Source organism: Nonomuraea insulae, from assembly GCF_042656245.1.
This window is the reverse complement of record NZ_JBHSPA010000037.1, coordinates 1-20,780: the sequence shown is the minus strand read 5'-3', so window position 1 is coordinate 20,780 and position 20,780 is coordinate 1. Positions and strand designations below refer to the sequence as shown.

Annotated in this window: 6 protein-coding genes; all 6 read right to left on the bottom strand. The window is 71.0% G+C overall.

The features are described from left to right. Positions 1 to 59: 59 nt before the first annotated feature. The 6 genes from ACFPZ3_RS31375 to ACFPZ3_RS31350 all read right to left on the bottom strand — a co-directional run bounded on the left by ACFPZ3_RS31375 (position 60) and on the right by ACFPZ3_RS31350 (position 20,681). The gene (locus tag ACFPZ3_RS31375; RefSeq protein WP_379517897.1) at positions 60 to 8,318 is read right to left on the bottom strand and encodes a hypothetical protein; all 8,259 of its coding nucleotides are present in this window, start codon (positions 8,316 to 8,318) and stop codon (positions 60 to 62) included. Positions 8,319 to 8,331: 13 nt separating this feature from the next. After that, positions 8,332 to 15,627: a LamG-like jellyroll fold domain-containing protein gene (locus tag ACFPZ3_RS31370; RefSeq protein WP_379517896.1), complete on the bottom strand. Its 7,296-nt coding sequence runs from the start codon at positions 15,625 to 15,627 to the stop codon at positions 8,332 to 8,334. Between the two features lie 52 nt (positions 15,628 to 15,679). Next, positions 15,680 to 17,077 carry a LamG domain-containing protein gene (locus ACFPZ3_RS31365; protein WP_379517895.1) on the bottom strand — a complete coding sequence of 466 codons (1,398 nt, stop codon included), beginning with the start codon at positions 17,075 to 17,077 and terminating at the stop codon, positions 15,680 to 15,682. A gap of 391 nt (positions 17,078 to 17,468) precedes the next feature. Continuing rightward, positions 17,469 to 17,678, bottom strand: a complete 210-nt coding sequence (locus tag ACFPZ3_RS31360; protein WP_379517894.1) for a hypothetical protein — start codon at positions 17,676 to 17,678, stop codon at positions 17,469 to 17,471. A gap of 347 nt (positions 17,679 to 18,025) precedes the next feature. Next, positions 18,026 to 18,634: a hypothetical protein gene (locus tag ACFPZ3_RS31355; RefSeq protein ID WP_379517893.1), complete on the bottom strand. Its 609-nt coding sequence runs from the start codon at positions 18,632 to 18,634 to the stop codon at positions 18,026 to 18,028. Positions 18,635 to 18,947: 313 nt separating this feature from the next. Then, positions 18,948 to 20,681 (bottom strand): helix-turn-helix domain-containing protein, encoded by a 1,734-nt coding sequence (locus ACFPZ3_RS31350; protein WP_379517892.1) that lies wholly within the window; start codon positions 20,679 to 20,681, stop codon positions 18,948 to 18,950. Between the last annotated feature and the right edge of the window lie 99 nt (positions 20,682 to 20,780).

The window sequence follows — 20,780 nt, the reverse complement described above, 5'->3', positions numbered from 1 at the left end:
GGGGGCATTCCGTGCGGTCCGTTACGCACGGGGCCGTCGGGAGTTCCCGCCGTCGCCCGTCACGTGAAAAGGCCGTCCTTCAGGTAGGTATGCATCTGCTCGGCGAGGTTGAGGTGGGTGAAGTCGATGGCGGTGATACGCCACGTCAGGTAGCCCGCCTCACGCAGAGCCGGGATCGCCCACTGCTCCACCGACGCCAGGCTCGGCGTGTAGTGCCCGGAGGAGTTGGTCAGCACGATGTCCCTCTGCTTGTTCCGGACGCGTAACATCCCTGCCGTCTGGGCGCACCCGCCGCCGTTGAGCTGGCTGTGCCGCACGTACAGCTCGTGGCCGCCTGCCCGGTCGCTCATGTCCCGGTACCGGAACACGCCGTCCTCGTCCATGACGAAGATGTAGAACCCGTCTGGGATGGGGGCGACCGGCAGCGGCCGTAGCCGCTGCCCGCCGATCGTCTCCATCGGCCCGTAGAACTGCAGGTGGTAGACGTCCTCGGCCAGGCTTTCCGAGCCTATGCCGAACAGGCCGCGATCGGCGCAGGACCTGGTGAGGTAGCGGTTGTAGGCCCAGCGCGGCAACCCGTACAACTGCGGAGTGAGGAACATCAGCGCGCCCGCCGCCCGCATGGTGCGCGTGGCCGGCGGCCCGCCCATCGTCATGGCGAAGACGGACCAGTCGTAGGGGTTCCAGCCGAGGGTCTGGGCGACCAGGCCGTGAACTGGCCAGGCGTGCGGGATGTACTTCCAGGATGTGACGAAATGTAGATGCAGCACATTGGTCACGGTGGTGACCAGGCCACTCGCCACGGTGCTGAGCCCGGCCGCCCGGCCGAACCACCCGTCGCCGTACGGGGACGTCGTGATCGCCGGCGCGAGGGGATCGGGCGCCGCGGCGGACATCGATCCTCCGGGATCGGCCGCCGGCGTCAATGCCCGCCCGAGTACGGGATCGTAGGGCGCCGTGCCGTGGGGCGCCAGGCCGGAGAGCGGGTCGAGTTCCTCCGCGAGCAGGGGCAGGAGGGGTTTCCCAGACGTGGCGGATCGGGGCAGCGCGCTCTGCGGGCGGCCGAACGCGTCCAGCTCGGAATACCGGATCAGCCGCCCATCGGGATCGACGACGGCCCTGACGCCGCCGTCGGCCCCGCGGATCGGATAGCTCATCCGGCCGTCGTCCTCGACGGCGACCGCTCCGAAGGGGCCCGGTATCAGGTAGCGTCGGCGCACGGTCGTGTTGCCCGCGACATCGGTCACCGCGTCGAACTGGGCGAGCGGCGAGCCCGCGGGCGTGCGCAGCGTGAGCGAGCGCACGGTGAAGCCGTCGCCGTCCGGAGCGGCCACGCGGCAGACCGGCCGGTCCGCCGCGTCGAAGCCGAAACCGACGTCGTACGGGCAGACTCCGGCGGACGCGAACCCGCTCACGGCGTCGTTGCCGGGCGTGTAGGTCAGCGAGCCGACGCCGGCGGACGGCAGGCCGGTGACGCGCCCGGCGGGGTCGTAGTCCAGCGACCCGCTCGATCCCGTCCCGCTGATGGTGACGTCATCGACGCGTAGCGCGCCGTTCCTGCCGTTGACCAGCCGCAACGCCACCTCGGTCACGCCCGCGCCGCCACTGGCGCCGAGACCGGGCGGGAGTGTGGCGAGGTCGAGGGTGAACGACTGCGGGCTCCACGTGGTGGTCAGCCCGTCGAGCGCGCGCACGAGCCGATGGGCGAGCGGGCCGTCGGGGCCTGACACGGTGACATACCAGCCGAGGACCCCGGGGCGTCCGGCGAGATCGGCGTCGGCGGAGATCCGGTACGCCACCGTGTAGCTTCCGCGCGCGTCGAACCGCCACCGGTACTCCAGGTAGCACGAACCGCCCGGAGATCCTCCGCCGGGGAGACGGAGGCACTTGGCGTTCTGGTCGGGCACGACCGGCTCCACGGCCGGTCCCCCGGGGCCGGCGTTGGCGCTGCCCCATGTCCAGCCGGCGCTGGGCCGATCGAAGTCGCAGCCGGTCGTGAGCGTCGTCTCGACCTCCAGCACCCTGTCCGACTCCGTCTGCGCGAGCAGGACGTCGCGGGTGGCGTCTTTCGGCGTGTAGCGGTAGACGGACAGGGAGTCGCCGCGACGCACCTCCCGGAGGTTGCCGTCGCGGTAGTAGGTCACGCCATCGCCCGCCCCTCCCAGGTAGGGCATGGCCGCGATCACGCGTCCCGCCGTGTCGTACCCGAACCGCTCGGTCGTGTCACGCACGGGATAGAGGGCGCCCGGTTCCGTGAACCACATCGAACGCCGCCGTGCCACCTTCCCGTCGTGGTAACCGCCGGGTCCGGGATAACCGCCATCGGCGTAGCCGATCTCCTCGCTATAAGTTCCGGTGGTGATCCGCTCCGGCCAGCCCGCCGCCGTGTAGTCCAGCCTCACCGGTACGGCCCCGTCCGCGTAGGAGATGGACCGGGGAGTGCCGTCGGGGTTGTAGGCGAACCGCGAATAGATGCCGCTGGTGTCGGGACGGGGCCCGAGCCGCTGGAAGGCGCCCTCGTCAGGCGGTGCTCCGACGGCGACCACCCGCCCGGTCCGGTCGTAGGTGTAGGCAACGCTGAGCGGCGGCGATCCGTCGCTGACGGCCTTGGGAAGGTCGATCCTCGCCGGCCGCCCGCGACCGTCGTAGGCGTAGGACGACTCCCAGACCGTGTCGGCGTAGGCGGGTGCCGAGACGCGATAGCGGGTGACTTGCCCCCGGGTGTCGTAGGCGTACGACTCGGTGACCCCGGTGCCGGCCACCGAGGTGAGCCGCCCCTCGTTGATGGCGGCACCTCCCTCTGCTCCGGCGCCGTCCGTGGCGGTGTCGTAGACGAAGGACTGCCGGACCTCGTGGGCGACCCCCGTCCCCGGCCATCGCGGGTCGTCCACATGCTCGATGGCGGCTTCCCACGCGACGGCGGTGTCGGCGATCGTGCCCGCCTCGACCACCCGGCCGAGCCGGTCCAGGCGGCGGTAACCGATCCGGACCGGGCTTGCCGCCGCGCCGGCCGCGTCCATGCGGAAGCGCGGTCGGCCGAGACCGTCGTACGCGAACCGGGTACTGCCCGTCTCCGGGGTGACCAGCAGCGTCAGCCGTCCGAGGAAGTCGTAGCCGAACGTGGTGGGCCGGCCGGTGCCGCCGTCGAAGGAACTGGGTGGTTCGATCCGGGTGAGCTGCCCGGCCGCGTCGTAGGCATACCCGCGTGTCAGGGACGTGCCGTCGCCGAGCTCGACGCGCTGCGCCACCAGCCGCCCGCCGGGCGTGGCGAGAGCGTGGGCGAGGGCGCCGTCCGGTCCGGTGACCTCCAGGAGCCGGTGGTTGCCCGCGGCGGCGTCGGGCACCAGCCCACGCATCGGGCCGGTGACGGTGTTGCGCGCGTAGGCCATCGTGGCGGCGTGGTCACCGCCGACGGCGAGATCGTCGCCGGGCAGCCCGAGACGGAGCGGTCTGGTCAGCGGGGAGCGCTCGTGGTCGATCCGGGTGAACGGGCTGCCGTTGCCCCGCTCCAGGTAGTGCTGGAGGGTCTGGTTCCCGCTCGGGAGGTAGGCGGTCGCCCCACCGGCGATGAGGTTGCCGGTCGCCGCCACGGGGGCCAGCACGGGGTTCTTGCCATAGGCCACCCTGCCGAGGTCGTCGTAGACCACCCCACGTGCTTCCACCTGCTGGGAGTCGCGCAGTTCGAGCGACTGCTGCGCAATGCCCCTCCCGTCGTGCAGCGTCATCCGCAGCTCTGGATCGGTCAGCGCGATGAGGTTCGCGAAGGCTCCCGGCCCGGTCAGGGAGAGCCCGAGGGTGCCGTCCGGGACGAGTCCGGGAAGCCGGGCGGAAAGGATCTGGCGGCCGGACGCGAAGAGGCTCACCCGTCCGTCGAGCACCGAGAAGACCAGGTCGCCATGGGTGAAGTCGCCCGATTGGGTGATCGGAGTACGCCAGGTGGAACCGTCCAGGTACTTGAGCGACCACGCTCCGTCCTTGTGGGAGACGAGCACGTTTCCGCAGCCGACGGCGACGTCGCCCGGTGGTGTCGGCTCGCCGGTTCCGGGCGGCAGGACCTGGACGTAGACGACGTAGTCGGGAGCGGAGAAACCCTTGAGCAGGGCACGGTCGCGCCACGGCCCCGAGACGGTGCCCGCCTCGCCCCCGGTGCCGGCGAACGTGAGCCTGCCCGCCGCCACGTCCCATCCGGAAGGCAGGTCCCACAAGGCCCGGTCGGAGGCCTCGAAGTTCTGGTGGACGGCACCGTCGCCCGCCACCGCTTCGAGCAGTGTGTTCGGCAGGTTCTCGGCGTAGTCGCCGTCGGAGGTGAGCAACCGGGCGAAGCCGGGCACGCGTAGCCGTGCCACCGAGTCGTCGGGGCCGAGCGTCGCGGTGACGATCCGGTTGGCGTCGCGGATGAGCCGGAACGTCGCGCCGTTCGGGCCGAGCGATCCGAGGGGGAGCCCCGTGAGGGGGTGCGTGACCTCGGCGTGGAACGCCGCGTCGACGGGCTGGAAGCGCAGCCCGTCGACCAGGACCTGCGCGCTCGTCCCGGCGTTGCGCCCGCGGATGGTGACGCTCGCGCGTTGCCCGCCCCGCCTCGCGGCCAGCGGGATGACACCGCTGAGGTAGCGCCATCCGCCGCCGGTCGCGGGCACGTCGAGCGGGATCGCGTCGCCGAGCCGCTGAGGCGACTCACCGAGGGTGGAGATCGTGATCTCGAACCGGGCCTCTCCTGCGGTATAGCCGGGCGGTGTCTGCGCCCAGCAGGAGAACAGGTAGGTCCGGTCCTGGTCCTCGGGCACGAACGAAGCGAACGGGCCGGCGATCCCCCCGAGGTCGGACACCATCCGCAGGCTCCGGGTGCCGAGGTTGCTCTCACCGGCGACGAGGTGCGCCTCCACCGGGCCGGTGCGGCGGTCGGCGGCGCGGTAGCGCCACGGCCCGGGACTCTCACCGGGCTCGCATCCGTAGAAGTACGCCTCACCTGCCATGACGTCGGCTCCGCCGAAAAGGGCACTCGATCCGGCGCCGCCGTACAGAGTCGTGTTCCGGCGGCCGAGCGTGTCCCGCGTCCGGGTCACGAGCCCGCCGGCCGTGCGCGATGTCACCGTCTCCCGCGGCAGCCACCCGTCCTCCGGCGCCACCAGCTGACCGCGCCACTGGGTGAACGGCCGGGGGTCCGGGCGGGTCGCCACGTAGGAGGCGCTCGGCGCCCAGCATCCGGGTCCCGAGCCCCAGTCGTCGTCCCAGGCCGTCACCATGCCTTCGGTGAGCATGCCCGCGGCCGACGTCATGATCTGCACCACCGGCGTGAGGAGGTTCGCGGTGCGGTCGGGGTCGTAGACCTCCCACCAGTAGGTGAAGGCGGTCTCGACGGCCGTGCCGTCAGGCAGCGTCTCGCCGACCCTGGTCACGCGCCCGGTCCTGGCGTCGTGGACCTGGGTGCGGTGCTGGGGCACGCCGTCCACGGCGGTGACGTCCTCGCGGGAGCGCACCCAGGCGCCCATCGCGCGAGGCCCGGTACGCGCGGGCGTGGCCCACCACCAGCCCGTGGCCCGCGTCACCTCGGTGCCGCCGTCCTGGGTGTAGCAGGTGGCCGAGTGCTGCACGCCGCGCACTCGGGACAGGTGCGCGGCCGCGTTGGTCGAGAGACCCGCCGGATAGCTCAGGCCCGCGGCCTCCTGGCTGGTCAGGCCGTTGAAGAATTCCACGACCGTCCGGCCGCTCATCGGCCGGGTGGCGTCGGCCGTGCCGGGTGCGACGGTGGTCCGCGCGGAGGCGAGCAGGTGGCCGTCGGCGGAGACGGTCGCTGTCTCGGAGGCCACCGCGTAGCCGATGGAAACCGTGTTGTAGGCCCCGTCGGGTCCGGTTCCCGTGTGCACGCCGGAACCGTGCAGCTTCACCGACGTGACGGCGAGCGGTGTGAGCGGACCGCGCACGTCTCCGGTCACCGCGCGGTACAGCCGCAGCTTGGCGCCCTCGTTCCAGACGCCCGTGTAGGCCGCGAAGGCCGTCGCTCCCGCGCCGGTCAGCCGGGCGCCGCGGAGCCTGATCGGCGTTGCCGCGCTGCCCGGTTCCAGCGGTACGGCGGTGATCCCCGCGTCGGCCCCTGTGCCGCTCTGGTAGATCAGATAGGACTCCGCGAACAACTCCGCACCGGTGAAGGCCGCGTCGAGGTCGAAGGCGCGCGTCCAGCCGCCGGACGCGCCGAGGAGGACCAGGCCGGTGTCGATGATCGCGTACCTGCTGGTCGCCCCGGGTTGCCAGGAGCCGAATCTCGCCGCGGCCGCCGTGCCGCCTCGCACGCTCACTCCGCTCAGCCCTTCGGCGTACCCCCAGCGGCCCGCGCCCGCGGCGGCCGGGTCGTAGACGATCAGGTCGTAGGTGGTGGCGCCGTCCGAGGAGCGATCCGAGGTGGTGGCCCGGGTGATGTGATCCCCGCCCAGGGTCAGGACGGCGTCTCCGGGACGGGCGAGCAGGGACAGATCCTGGTGGAACCATCCGGCACCGTCGTAGCGGTAGGCGTCCTGGCCGATCAGCACGGTGTCGCGGCGCAGGGCCACCGGCGGGAACGCGCCGGTGGTGTCGCTGGTGGTCCTCCCGCCCAGGGGAGCCGTCACCGGCGCGCCGGCGTCCCACCGCACGGCCTGCCAGGTCACGGCGCGCTCGGTGCCAGAAAGGCCCTCGCAGGTCAGCACGGCGAAGCCGTCGCCCTGGGCGACGTTCAGCCGGTTCAGCCCCGCGGTCCACGACCGCAGGCGGTAGGACTGCGCGCTCCAGCCCGTGACCGGGTGGGGGCGCACCAACGTGAGATCGAGATCGAGATCGGGTCCTGGGCCTCCCGCGCAGATCCGGGTGATCGTCTCACCGGCGCCGTCCAGTGAGGCCAGCGTGGTCCCTGCCGGGGCCGCGCAGTCCAGCCTCTGCCAGGCCGCGCCGTCGAACCACCGGACGACCATCGTGCCCGTGCGGGAGGCCAGTAGCGCCAGGGCCCCGTCCGCCCCTGCCGCGGCGACCGCCTCATCCGCCGGCAGCCCGATGGGTTCGGCGGTGGCCGAGCCGGTCCAGCCGCCGGGCGTCTCGGGGTCGGCGTGGAAGAGCGTGTAGGTGGTGGCGCCGACGATGGCGAAGCACCGCGTGCCGGGGATCACGCGAAGTGACTCGTACGTTCCGGCCGGCACGGGAACGGTGCCGCCCACCCAGCGTCCTTCCCACCGGTAGGCGTTGGCGGTCGTGGTGCCGTCGTCGCCCGGCCAGAGCACGACGGCGTAGTCGTCGCCGAAGGTGATCCCGGGTTCCGTGCGCCCGGCGCGTGGGGGAGGGGTGAGGGGGATGTCGCGCCGGGCGAGCGCAGGCGCGGGACGGTTGTAGGCGAACTCCGCCACCCCGCCGGCCGACGTGGTCACCGTGAGCAGGGCGCCGTGGGAAGGCGAGATCGCCGACAGGTCATAGCCGAAACCGACGGCGGGCACCGGGTAGCCTCCGGGAGTGGTCCGGCCGACCGTGGTGAGCAGGCGCTTGATCCGGTCGCCCGTACCGATCGTCGCCGGGCCGCCGGTGTCGCCGTACCCGAGGGTGGTGATGGTCAGCGTCGTCCCCGCGGGAGTGATCGCGGCCACCGATGCCAGCGCCCGGGTGCCGTACCGCGACTGCCAGGCGGGGGAGCCGTGGTGCGGGTCGGCGTACTCGCGCGGGTCCTTGTCCGTGTACGCCAGCTCCAGCCGCCCGCCGTCGTGTCCTTCGACACCGCGGAGATAGGTGGCGCGGGTGAACGGCGCGCCGCCTGCGAGCTGAGCCGTGTCCTGCAGGTAGGTGTAGGTGGTGGTGTTGCCCCACACGTCGGTGCGGGAGGACAGCCACCAGCCGGTCGCCGCCCGCCTGCGGCCCTTGGTCTGGACGCTCGCCCCGGTCCACCCGCCGACGGTGTGGCCCCACTCGACGGCGCCGTTCTCACCGTCGCCGCCGAAGACGAGCCGGGTGCCGTCGTCGAGGATCACCGTCCACGCGTCCCCGGTCGTGCGGGTGCACCGCCAGAACGTGTGGGGTGTGGTGACGTACGCGTCACCGTCGGGAAGCAGGCGGTAGCCGGCTCCGTTCAACCGCAGCCGGTACCCGTCCGGACCCATGCTGATCCGGTCCGTCTCCAGCGTCCAGCCGAGCCCCGCCACCCCCGTCGGCGCCGCGAGGTTCCACCCGTCCCTTACCGCGTCCACCATCCCGCTGTCATAGCTGAGCAGCACGTCGCCCACCCCGGCCAGCGAGGCCAGCGGCAAGGTGAATCGCACGGTCCCCGTGTAGGCGTCAGCCGCTTCACGCAGGTCATCCAGCCTCAGCATCTCGCCGTGCCTCCTAGAGGAGCTCTTGCATCTCGATGACGTCGGGTATCCGAGCGGCTGAGCGCCGCAGGAGCTGGCTTGTGACCTGGCGCACGACGCTGCCGAGCCCTTGTCCCTCGGCCGAGCCCAACGCCGCCGGGGCCGCCAGCGCCGGAGCCGCCACCGCCGGGGCCGCCAGCGCGGGGGCCGCCAGCGCGGGGGCCGCCAGTCCGAGGGCGGCGGCGATCTCAGGGCCGAAGATCGCGAGCCCGGCGCCGAAGACGAAGAGGGCGCCGATCCCGCCGAAGAGCGGGCCCCATAGGGAGAGGAAGTCCAGACCGAGAGGATCGGCGTGCAGCAGCGGGTCGTTCCTCGTGTAGATGTACCGGTTCGTCCGGCGGCCGTCGACGGGAGGGCCGAACAGATGATCGTGTCCGGTGAAACGGGCCAGGTGGGCGGCGTAGACGCGGGCCCGCATGTGCAGCAGTTCGGGGGTGTCGGTGACCACGCCGGACCGGCCCGCGTAACCGTACGGCTGGTCGAGCGGGTCGCCGCCCGTCCGCGTCCCGAACAGGTCGTAGGCGTGCCGCGCCACGAGGACGCCGTCACGGACCAGGCCGATCGTGCTCCCCTGGCCATCGAAGACGTATGTGGTGAACCGCCCCGCGGCGTCCTCGGCGCCGATCAGGCCCACACCGTGCACGTACCGGTCGCGGGCCGCCGGGGTCTCGGCGACCAGCAGGCGATCGCACCCCGCCGTCCAGGACGCGGGAACGGCGCTCACGGCGCGGACCGGGTCGGCCTGCTCCCTCCAGGGATGGGCATAGCCTCCGACGTCGTAGCGATAGATGGTGGCGCTCTGATCCCGCTGGACCCGGACCCGCAGGCCGTCCGCGTCATAGGTCGCCTTCCGGCTCCCGAGATCTATGAGCGCGTTGAAGACGTCGTAGGTGGCCGTTCCCTTCACCTCCGGTATCTGGCTCATGTTCCCGTCGCCGTCATAGCCGGGGACGACGCCGTCCACGCCGGTCAGGCGGCCCTGCTCGTACACCATTGACCGGTCTTTCACCGGGTCCGGCCGGGCGGTGAGGATCTCCCGCACCTCGGTGACCTCGCCGAACGCGTTGTAGCCGTAGGTCGCGCGGGCGAGCAGTGCCGTGCCGAGCCAGGTGGACAGCTCGCGCAGGCGGCCTTCGTCGTCGAGGCCGGTGGTCGTCCGGACCCCGCCGGGTGCGGTGACATCGGCGGGCTCGCCGGTCGGATGGTAGCCGTAGGTGGTCACCCGGCCCGCCCAGTCGGTGACCTTCCTGAGCCGTCCCAGCGCGTCGTAGGTGTGCCGCACGGTCACCGGCTGTTCCCCGGCGGGCGAGGGATAGGTGAGGGTGTCGATGCCGCCGAGCGCCGCGTAGGTATAGCCGGTCCGCTGGCCGCCCGAGGTCCGGCCGCTCAGCCGTCCCAGCGTGTCGAACGTGCGGACGATCTCGGCGACGTCGCCGACGCGCGTCTCCGCCCGGTTGCCGTTCGGGTCCAGGATGTGGTGGATCGACGGCCCGCCGGGCACGGTGATGTCGATCAGGCGTCCCGCGGTGTCGTATCCGTACGTCACCACCTGGCCCCGGCCGTTGCGGAAGGAAGCGATCTGCCCGTTGGGCGTGTAGGTGTAGGTCTCGTTCTGCCCGGCCGGGCCGGTGACCTCGCGCAGCCTGCCCGCCGCGTCGAACCGGAAGGCCGGGCCGCCCGCGCGGTCGGTGTCGACGACCAGGCCGACCAGCCCATCGGCGTAGGAGTAGGCCGAGGTGGTGGTCGAAGCGGTACGGTCGCCGCCGGCCTTGGCGACGCCGATCGCGCGGTCCAGCGGGTCGTAGGCGAGCGTCGTGGACCGGGCGCTCGCCCCCTGGCCGCGCCGGACCTCCACCAGACGGCCCAGCCCGTCGAAGAGCCGCAGATGGGTGCCGCCCCCGGAGCCGGTGACGGTGACGGCCAGGACGGCGGAGCCGTGGCCGGGCACGGTCGAGGCAGGCCCGTAGGCGTAGCGGGTGCTCATGCCCCGCTCGTTCACCTGCTCGACCACCCGGCCGAGGGCGTCGGTGGTGACGCTACGGGTGAAGGGGGCGGCCTGCGTGCCGTCGGCCACCGGTAGCGCGGTGGTGACGCGCAGACCCCACGTCGGAGGAGATCCGGCCAGCGGGATGCTCTCGTAGCGGGTGGTCGTCTCCCCTCCGGCGGTGTCGACGCGCGACACCTCCCGGTCCAGCGCGTCGAGCGTCGTGCGGCGGGTCAGCGGGCCCGCTCCACTGGGGCCCGGCTCGGGCAGCGTGACCGTCTCGGTGAGGTCGAACGGGGTGGTGCCGGGCGGCGCGCTCGCGCGGGTCGCCATGGCATAGGCGTGGAGGGTGAGATGGCCGCCCGGGTCGGTCTCGGTCACGACGCGGCCGAGCGGGTCCAAGGTTCCCCGCTCGACCACCCCCGCACCGAGATCCGCGGAGACGAGGCGCTCCTCACGGTCGTGCCCGAGGGTGATCGCGTCACCGCTCGGCCGGACGATGCTCCGGGGCAGCCCCGCCTGGTCGTACAGGTATCGGGTGACATGGCCGAACGGGTCGGTGACGCTGGTGATCCGGCCTTCTCCGTCGTAGGCGCAGGCGGTGACGAAGGCCGCGCTCTCCGGCTGGTTCGCGAAGCGGACCCGCCTGCCGACGAGGCGGCCCATCGCGTCGCACTCGCGAATCTCCGTCCGTGCCGCGGAGATCCCGGCATCGCCTTCGCCGGCGACGGCCCGCCGGGCGACCGTGCGCGGCCAGCCCCAGCGGTCGTAGCCGAGCTGGGTGATCCCGCCGGGGTCGGACACCGTCGCGATCCGGCCGTGCTCGTCGTACGTGAGCGTGCTCACGGCCCCGTAGATGTCGGTGATCGTCTGCGGAAGACCCTTGAACGTCCCCGGCCGGTAGGTGACCGTCGCGACCTGGCCGGTCGGGACGACGACCCGCCGCGGGAGCATCCCGTCGTACTCGTAGACCGTGGTGTTGCCGAGCCGGTCGGTACGGCCGCGCAGCCGGTTGAGCTCGTCGAAGACGCTCCGCTCCACGCCGCCGAGCGGGTCGGTCACGCTCGTCCGGTTGCCACGGCCGTCATAGGCGTACCGCCACAGGTTGCCGCGCTCGGACGAGGCCGCGGGGCCCTCGAACACCGATCGGGTCACCATTCTGCCGTTTCCGTCATGGGTGTAGCGGGTGCGTCGTACCCGGTCGTTCCCGAGCTGGACGACCTCTTCCGACGGCAGATGGGTCGCGGCGCCGAGCGTGTGGACGCTCACCTGGCCGAGACGGTCGGTCACGGTGGTCGTGATCGTCCGCGTGTCGCCGGACAGCGCGTACGCGAAGGTGGTGCCCCATGGCTCTCCCGCGGCGATCGCCCGGCCGTCGCGCTGGAAGGTCACCCGCCCGTCGGTGTAGGTGTTCTCAAGGATGATCGCCCCGGTGGTGTCCGTCGCCGTCGTCATGCGCGACCGGCCGTCGTACGTGAAGTGGCGGGTGCCGCCCAGCGGGTCGGTGACGGCCGTCAGATTCCCGGCCGTGTCATGGGCATAGAAGACGGCCGCCCCGGTGTCGGCGGTCACCGAGGCCACCCGGCCGCCGGGGTGGTAACTGAGCTCCAGCCAGTGGCCGGACGGCTCGGTCACCCGTTCGAGCCGCCCGTTCCGGTAGGTCAGCTCGGTCGTGTTCCCCGGCGGATCGGTGATCGTGCGCAGCGCGCCGCCCGGGTCGAACCCGTAGACCGACTGTTCCCGGGTGGTCAGGCGGTAGTTCAGAGAGGCGTCCACCTGCAGGGTGCTGCCGGTCGGCACGCCGCGCTGAGGATGGTCGCCGGTCGTCCCCGCCGGCACGTCGAAGACCACCGTGGACAGGCCTTCACCTCCCCAGCTCACGGTCACGGCCGTCCCGTCCGGGGCCCGCACCACCCGCGTGTTGTAGCAGTGGTTCCACCGGGCGCCCATCGGCGTGGCGGGCAGGGAAGGCTCGTCGCCGGGCAGCGCGAGGTCGCCGCGGTAGGCGACCTCGAAGACCAGCGGCACGACCCCGGGAACGACGAGGTCCCGGTTGGCATAGCCCAGCGCCCCGGTGGCGAGGTTCACCGGGTCGCCGCGCTCCGGCGTGCCGGGGACCGGCGGCCGCTCGGCCTGGCCCGCCGTCACCTCGCGAGAGGCCCACGGCCCGTACGCCGGTTCCGCCCCGCCATAGGGCACGACCACTCTGACCTCTACGGTGTAGGCGGTTCCGTTCACCACATGGGTCTCGGCGGCGGGAAGGATCACGGCCGTTCCGGCGATGCCGGAACGGCCGAACTCCAGGCCGGGCGTCCGCGACCGGACGCGGGCCTCGAACGTGGCCGACTCGACCGGTTCCTCCATGGTCCAGCCGAGGGTGAGGTCTCCGGCGTCGTTCGAGGTCACGCTGAAAGCCCGCAGGCCGAGCCTGCCCACGCCGAACGCGATCGTGGCCGGACCGCTCCACGGCCCGAGTTCGGTCGACCCGCTCACCGTCCGCACCCGAGCCCGGACCCGTGCGGAGTAGGTCCGTCCCGTCGTGAGGGGATGCGCGGTGGAGTCGGAGAACACGGCGCTGCGCCCCCCGGGATCGGTGACGTCCCGCGTCTGGCTGTCACCGCTCTCCTGGGCGTCGAGCTCGGCCAGGAAACCGAGGAGCGTGGCACCCGGGGCGGAGTCGTACCGCCAGGCCACGGTGATCTGCTTCGCCGGAGCGCGCGCGTAGGTGAGAGGGTCGGGAATGGGCGCGGGAAGCGGCGGCAGGGTCGTTACGGCCTCGGCGAACGGGCTCAGTGCCGCGCCGCGTACGGCTCGTACCCGTACTGTGGCCTGCTTCCCGTCCGCCCCTCCGCTCGCCGGGATCTCCGCGTGGTTCACGGTGCCGTCGAGCCACGTGCGGTACTCGGGGACGTTCTCGCCCGCCAGGACCATCTCGACGTAGTAGTGCTCGGTGGCGGCGTCGCCGGTCCAGCTCGCCCGCAGCATGCCGGTGACCCGGTCGTGGACGGCGGTCGGCGCTCCGGGGGTGACCGCCGTGGTTTCCGTGCTCCAGGGGCCGACGTTGCGTTCCGCGGTGCCCCGCACGGCCACGCTGATCGTGCCGTCCGTACGCAGCAGCCCGGTCACCACTTCGCTGAGGCCGGTGACCGTGACGGCCGGGCCCGCCGATCCGTTCGTGGTGGTCCGGTGCTCATAGGCCACGGTCAGCGGTGGGTTGATCGCGGGCCAGCTCATGGTGAGAACGGGTGACCCGCCCATGGTGGCGGGAGCGGTGTAGCCGATGGCAGGCGCGGGGGCGGCGAGTTGCCGGATGGTGAGGCTCGTGCTTTCGATCGGACCGAGACAGCCGGGGGTGAGCCCGCGTACCCCGCACTCCACGACGGTGCCGTCGGGGAAGTCGACCGGGGGCGCGGGCAAGGCGACCACCCCGGCGGTCGACCGCTGTGCCGCGAACGCGGTCGTCGCCCCGTCCTTGAACAGCCGGAGGTAGGCGTCGGGTTGCCGCGCCGACCAGGTCACCTCGATGGTGTGCGAGGCGACCAGATGGCGCGACACGGGCGCCGCCGCCGCCGGCGCGAGGGGGGTGTTGGCCGGTCCGGTGATTCCGCCCTCCACGGCGGACACCGCGAGACGGTAGCCCTCGGGATCGGCCAGGAGCGTCGTCATGGGACGGACGCGGGCCGTCTGACCCGTTTCGTGGACGACCAGGGTGGCGTCCTTGTACAGGTCCACGTCGTAGACCGAGCCGGGGGACACCTCGGCCCAGACGGCGTCCAGGATGTCCGCCGCCGATCCGTATCGCCAGTCGAGAACCGGTGCGGGCACGGTGTGCGGGGTGAGCCTGACCCGGGTCCACGGTCCGATCGTGCCGTGTCCGAAGACCCTGAGCTCCACGGTGTAGAGCGTCCCGGCGGCCAGCGGGTACGCGGTGTCCGCGAGCGATCGCCCTGTCGAGGCCGGTGACAGCGTCTCGATGTACGGTGCCTGCGTCGTCATGCCGCCAGGGGCCGGCGCCACCCGCAGCCGGAACCCCTCGGCGTCCGGGCGAGCCGGCCACCGGCAGTTCAGGATCTTGTCCGCCATCCGGTATCCGGCTTCCAGGACCGCCTGCGGCGAGGCCTGCCTCGGCTGCGCGGGCCCGAGCGACCCGAGCGCGGCGGCGCGGACGTCCAGACGCCAGGCGGAGTCGCTGTCGAGCAGGCCGGTCGCGTCGTAGGCGAGTGCCGTCCGCCCGGGCAGGATGGTCTGCGGAGCCGCGTCGGCGTCCTGGTAGAGCTCAAGGGTGAAGGTCTGCCGCTGCGCCACGTCCCCCCACCCCGCGGTGAGGCGTTCGGCGGTCGCGTCCCAGGCCAGCGTCACGGACGGAGGCGAGAGCTCGAACGCCGTGATCGTGACGGTGGGGCTCCAGGGCCCCTGCAGGCCGCCGGCGAAGGCGGCCACGGCGGCGCCGAACCGGGTGCTGAGCGGATGGTCGGTGACGATGTAGGTGTTGCCGGGATCGGTGAAGCCGAGGTCGTTGCGACTCCACAGGCCGTCGACCGTGCACAGCCTCACCTGGTAGCCCTCCGGATCGCCGGCCACCGGATCCCAGGCGGCCGACAGGGCTCCGGTACGGAACCGGAGAGAGGAGCCCGTGATGACGGCGGCGGGGTTGTGCGGCGGTGGCACGTTCAGCGGCCAGTTGAGCACCAGCCCGGCCGCCTCCGGCGCGGCACGGCGGAACAGGCCGGTGGCCACCTCCGAGGCGGTGAGAGCTCTGTCCCAGACCTGGACCTCGCTGAGCCGTCCGGTCAGGTCGGCGGGGGAGGCGAGGCCGCCGCCGATGGTCAGATCGCCTCCCGGCATCGGGCGGGCCGTGGTGGCGAGCCCGGCGGACGACATGAACAACAGGTTCTCGTCGACGTAGACGCACACCGTGTAGTGGCCGGCCTGCCCGCCCGCGGCATAGGTCACGGCGAGCCGGTGCCAGCCGCCGTCGTTGATCGCCACCCCTGTCGGACCGGTCCCGGCCGTGCCCATACGGACCTCTATGTTCGCCGCACTGGAGACCGTCAACGCCCCGACTCTGGACCTTGACGGCGAGGTGTAGCGGAACAGCGTCTCGCCCCCGGTGACACTCGTGGTCGAGACCCACATCGCGAGGGTGCCGCTCAGCGCGGGAAACCCGCCGCAACACGGTTCGAGCAGGCGGGGAGAGGAGACCGCCGTCAGCTCGCAGACAGGCTGCGGGTCACCAGCCGAGCTCACGAACTGCAGGCTCGGTGCGGGACGGCCGAGTTGCGGCATTGGATCGCTCCCTTGGACTGCCGTGTTGATCCAGCGCGGCTGGGCTGGAAGGTCAGCGTGCGACCGTGTTGATCGAGGTGATGTTGCCCAGAGCGTCCTGGCTGTAGCTGGTGGCCGACTTCTCGTCGGCGACTCGCCTCACCCGGCCGAGCCCGTCGCGCTCGACGACCTGGTTCCGCAGATACGGCCCCGGCGCGGCGGGACTCCACGGCCCGCTGCTCGCGTCCGTCCTGGCACGGACGCGGACCCGGTAGATCGTGCCCGGCGCGGGCGTGCCGGGGAAGTCCGCCCGCGTGGCGGTGCCGCCGGCGGGCTCACCCCAGACGCCATCCGTGGCGAGCTGCGCGGTATACCCGTTGATCGCCACCGCTCCGGCCGCTTCACTGGATCCGGTGTTTCCGGTGCTTTCGGTGCTTCCGGCGGCGCTGGGGACGGCCTGCCAGCGAGCGGTCATCACCGTGCCGTCGGTCGTCACCAGCACTCCTGACGGCACCGCCGTGACGACCGGCCGGGACGGCCCCCACGGGCCCGAGACGGCGTCACCGATCGCACGCGCGCGCACGGTCAGCGCGGTGTCGAGCGGCAGGCGGCCCTGCAGGTCCGTGGTGACGGTGCCGGTCCGGCGGCCGTCGGCGACCTGCCCGTTCGCGACCCGGAGGCCGGAGGCGGCCAGGATCTCGACGACGTAGCCGGTTACCGGGTCCTGCGCGACCGGCGGCCACTCGGCGTGGAGCACGTCCTGGTCGTAGGTGATCGAGGTGAACGCGGGGGCCTCGGTGATGACCCGGCCGAGCGGAGGGCCCGGCGTCGCGTAGCCGATGGTGCCGACCGCCTGCAGGCCGTTGCCGGCACGGGAGCCGTCCGTGCCGTCCTGCCTGTCGAAGTTCCAGTAGCCGGCCAGCCGTTCCTCGTCGCCGCGCAAGGGAGCGCCGAGGTCGGCCGCTATCTGCCCAGGATCTCTCGCGGCCTGCCAGAACATGACGGAACCCACGCTGCCGGTGAAGAGCTGGTACGGTTCCTCGCCCTGGTCGCTGGTGCCGATCGTCAGCCGCTGGTCGCTGTTGACGTTCAGCGGAGACCGGCCGCGCCCGCCCCCGGTGCCGGGCATCGCCCTTCCGTCGAGGTGGACCTTCATCGCCTCGCCTTGCCTGACCGCCGCCAGGTGGTGCCAGTAACCGTCGTTCACCGTCGACACGGGGGTGGACACCTCATAGAGGTTGACGCCGTCGTTGGTATGGAAGGTCACCGAGCCGTCGGGCTTGACATAGAGCCGGAAACCACCTTGCCGCATGCTCTTCTTGCCCTGCCGCCCGACGATGGTTCCGGAGCTTGCGGCGGTGGCCGTCCTTATCCAGGCCTCGATCGTGAAGTCGCCGACCCCGACCTGGTAAGCGGCGTTCGCGGGCGCCTCGAAGTATCCACCTGCTGAAAGGATCGCGGCATAGTCCACAGTCCACCCTTTGGCCCGTGAGTAGCGATAGATCGCCCCTGCTTTGGCGGATCCGTCGCCGGAATGGATAATGCGACTCTGCCCCGAACAGCCCGGCATCCAAGGTCGCGCGTCGATGCCGTCGCTGTCAAGGATCAATGCGGTGTTCACGCCGGCAGGCGGCCGCGCCTCGGCCGGTGCCCTTCGGAGCCGCCGGGCTGATCAACAAGAACCGCCTGGTCAATGAGCCGTTGTGGGTATGGAGTGTTCGCTCTGCGTAGCGACGCCGATTGTCCCCGTCTCGGTGACGGACGCGGATTCGCGCGGACATTCGTCCGCCAGTCCGCACAGGAAGCGTTGCGGGTGCCGATTATTCATCCGTGCAGGTCAAGCTACATGCTCGTACTCCTTGTCACGATCGGTTACGGCCCTGCCGGCGTTCCAACTCCGCGACCCGCGCGCTCAACCGCTCCACGGACGCTTCCAACCGCGCGATCGTTTCCCGCTGGGCCTCGATCGTGGCCATCTGCCGGACCACCAGCGCGGCCAGCTCGTCATACGACGGGCGACGCTCCGGAATCTTCGGCACCCAACGATCACCCACCGAGCGGGCGGCGCTCACGCCACTTCTGAATGCTTACGATTTCAGACGTTGGAAAGGGGTCAGGTTTTGGGGAGGCTGTTGACAAGCCGCCCCGGTACGCCGAATGAGCCCGCGTAGGCACAGTAGGACGAGACGCCGGCGCTTGCCCCACGTAGAAGGCCATTCCCCGTGATTAAGGGGAATGGCCTTGTCAACCTACGTCGGTGCTGGACTCTCTGCTACGACTCCAACCGCTCATCGAGTTTCTTGAGCGCTCGGTGCGTCTCTGTGGACGAGACTTCGCTGTACATGGGCTTGATCCGGTTGACGGGCATCCGAGATCAGTGGTTCGTCCACGGAAGGATGGCAGGTCTGGCGGCTCGGTTCTAATAGACGACGTAGCAGTTGACGCCGTCCGACTCGCGGTAGCACTTTGCCGTCTCGATGCTGCTGATCTTGGTGTAGACGTTGGCGTTCACCCTTCGCCACGACCCGTGGAAGCTCAGCCAGTAGGCCTCGTACTGGATCGTGAACGCGTCGGTGTCAGCCCAGATGTTCCAGCTGTAGGTTTGGCCGTTCATGCTACGCGTGTCGCAGTTGCCTCCGGGGTTCACCGGGTTCCAGACATTGCCCCCGCCCAAGTTCCAGATGTTGCAGTTCGACCCCTTGCCGACGTTGGTGCTGTTGATGTTCGCGGCGATGACGAGGTTCTGGATGCTGTCGTAACGAATGACGAGACCGCAGCACTCCACGGCGGCGGCGGCCGGAGCCTGCGGTGCGGCAGTGGGGTCGGGGTTGGGCTGCAGCGGGGTCGCGTCCAGCGGCTTCGGCTGGAGGTCGGCCGGCTTGGCATCGGTGCCCGGCTTCTCTGGCGCCTGGATGCTGGGCACGTCGTCGGCGTTCGCCGCGATCGGAGTCTGAATGGCGATGGCCGACACGGCCAGCGCGAACGATACGGCGAGCCAGCGGACTAAGTTGTGCTTTCCTGATGCCATGTGTGGTCCTTAATCTAGGTCTGGGCGTACGACGATCAGGTCCGGCGCCGATGCACAACATTTCTTGGCCGCTCGTGAACGAGCTGGCGTCCGTCCCCCGTGACGTGAGACACAGTGACAGCAACCGCCACCACCGGCAACGCCCAGACGCTCGCCTGGGATGGTGGGACGAAAACCCCCATCCCACCTGCGGGAACGCAGAGAAGTGGGACGCCCCGTCACCGCCAGAGCGTTCGGTACTCCACCCACACGCGGCTCCGCCTCCGTGCGGTCTTCAACGCGGTGAGTTCCGGTGGACGGAGCCCGGGCGGACCTAGGGCCGAGACTCGATGAGGATCGGCTCCTCGGTGACCGTGATCGCGTCTCCTGGCTGGATTGCCTCCGTGGTGCCGTCGAGTCGACGCACCGCGCGGACGCGAGGGCCGGCCGTGGTCTCGGCCGTTCCGTCGATCGTCCAGCGGATCGTCGCCTCGTGGCGATCCCCAGGCTTGGTGACGGTCACCTCGCACTGCCAGACGTTCTCCGGCAGGTTGATGGCCATCCCGTGGCCGCATGACCGGCTGCCGGCGTGGACCAGCCACCGTTGCAGTTGTTCCACTGCCAGCGCGGCGCGGGTGGGGACCCCTCCTACCGCTTGCAGGACGATCGGGATTTTGGTGCCACCCCAGTTGTAGAAATACATGCGTTCGAGATTCAAATTGCGCGCGTACAACCCGGTGAGAAAGAAGCGCACGGCATAATTCCGGGCTGTGGTCTCGTCCAGCGGCCCCTGCAGCAGAATCGAATAGGTGGTGCCGGTGTTCCACACCCGGGGGTGGATACCGGTCTGATGGAACGCCCGATCGGCGGTGGTGACGAGTTCCAGCATGCTTTCGGGTGGGTCGGTCGGGCTGCGTTGGTAGAGCTTGATCCCGGCGACGTCGCAGTAGCCGTACCCACCGAGTGCGGCGAACCGCTGTAGCATCTGACGACCTTCGTCGGTCCATAACTGCCCCATGCCGGGGCATACCAGGGTCGCTTTGGGGTCCGCCGCCCGAATGATCCGGCTGGCCCGGCGCGTCATCTCCGCCAGCGTTTCCATGCTGCCCGCGTAGAATCGTCGATCGTTGCCCAACACCCAAAGCTCATAGGCCTGGATGCGTCCTCTGTAGCGCTTCACCACAGCGCGTACGAATGTGTCCCAGTCGTTCAGGTCGTCGGGCGGCGCCGCTCGTGAGCCGTCCGAGTAGGGGGCCGGCGGACCTGCGGGACTGGCCCACGCGGGAGTGCCACCCGCGACGAACAGCACGGGGAGCCCGGCCTTTTCCGCGCCGTCGATGTGCCGGTCAAGCACTGACCAATCGAACACGGCCCGCTCCGGCTGGATCTCCGCCCAACGGGTCCCGCCGTCCCACAGGCGCACCGCGCCTACCCGGAACGTCGGCATGGCCCCGGTCGCGCTGTTGAGGGTGACACCGAAGAGCGTGCGCGGCACCGGCGCCTCGGGCAGGGTCCACGAGGGGCCGTTCACCCATTGCGGCGTCTGCCGGGAAGGCTGCCGCGCGGGCGATGTGCTCGCCGTCAGGACGAACACGCACAGGATCACCAGCGCCACACCGAGGAACGTGAATCCGTACCGCCCATGGATGTACTTGGACCGCCACGAGATCACGCCGCTCGCCGACGGCTCAGGAGCTCTCCCGGCCGCCTCCTGGTCCAGAAGGTTCTCTCTCGTTACCTGCTGATCAGGGGGCGGCGCGTTCTCGGCGGTGCCGATATGTGGCGGCGGCACGGACTTCGGCGTCCCTGTCCCTACGTGTTCCTGAGAGGCGATTGCGTACGTCCAGCGCCGGTACAGCTCATCCAGTTCGGCCTTGCTCACACCACACGCTCTGGCGATGCGCTCTATCGTCCCGTAGTTGTCGGGCACGATCTCGCCGCGGCAGTAACGGTGCACCGTGGATCGGCTCATGCCGGTGCGGCGTCCCAGGGCCTCGTAACTGCGGCCGCTGCGCTGCTTCAACTCGGAAAGTAATTCGGCCAGACCTTCCGCCGATGCTCCTCCCACCCTCATCTCCCCTGATCCGAAATGGTGGAGCATCCTAGGTGTCAACGGCCAAGTGCGTGTCGCCGCTGGTGGCCAGATAGAAGTCCCCAACTCTTCGAA

What these genes read in the sequence shown, in the direction of transcription:
- ACFPZ3_RS31355 (WP_379517893.1), bottom strand. Translation starts at nt 18,634, where the DNA reads ATGGCATCAGGAAAGCACAACTTAGTCCGCTGGCTCGCCGTATCGTTC.
- ACFPZ3_RS31375 (WP_379517897.1), bottom strand. Translation starts at nt 8,318, where the DNA reads ATGCTGAGGCTGGATGACCTGCGTGAAGCGGCTGACGCCTACACGGGG.
- ACFPZ3_RS31370 (WP_379517896.1), bottom strand. Translation starts at nt 15,627, where the DNA reads ATGCCGCAACTCGGCCGTCCCGCACCGAGCCTGCAGTTCGTGAGCTCG.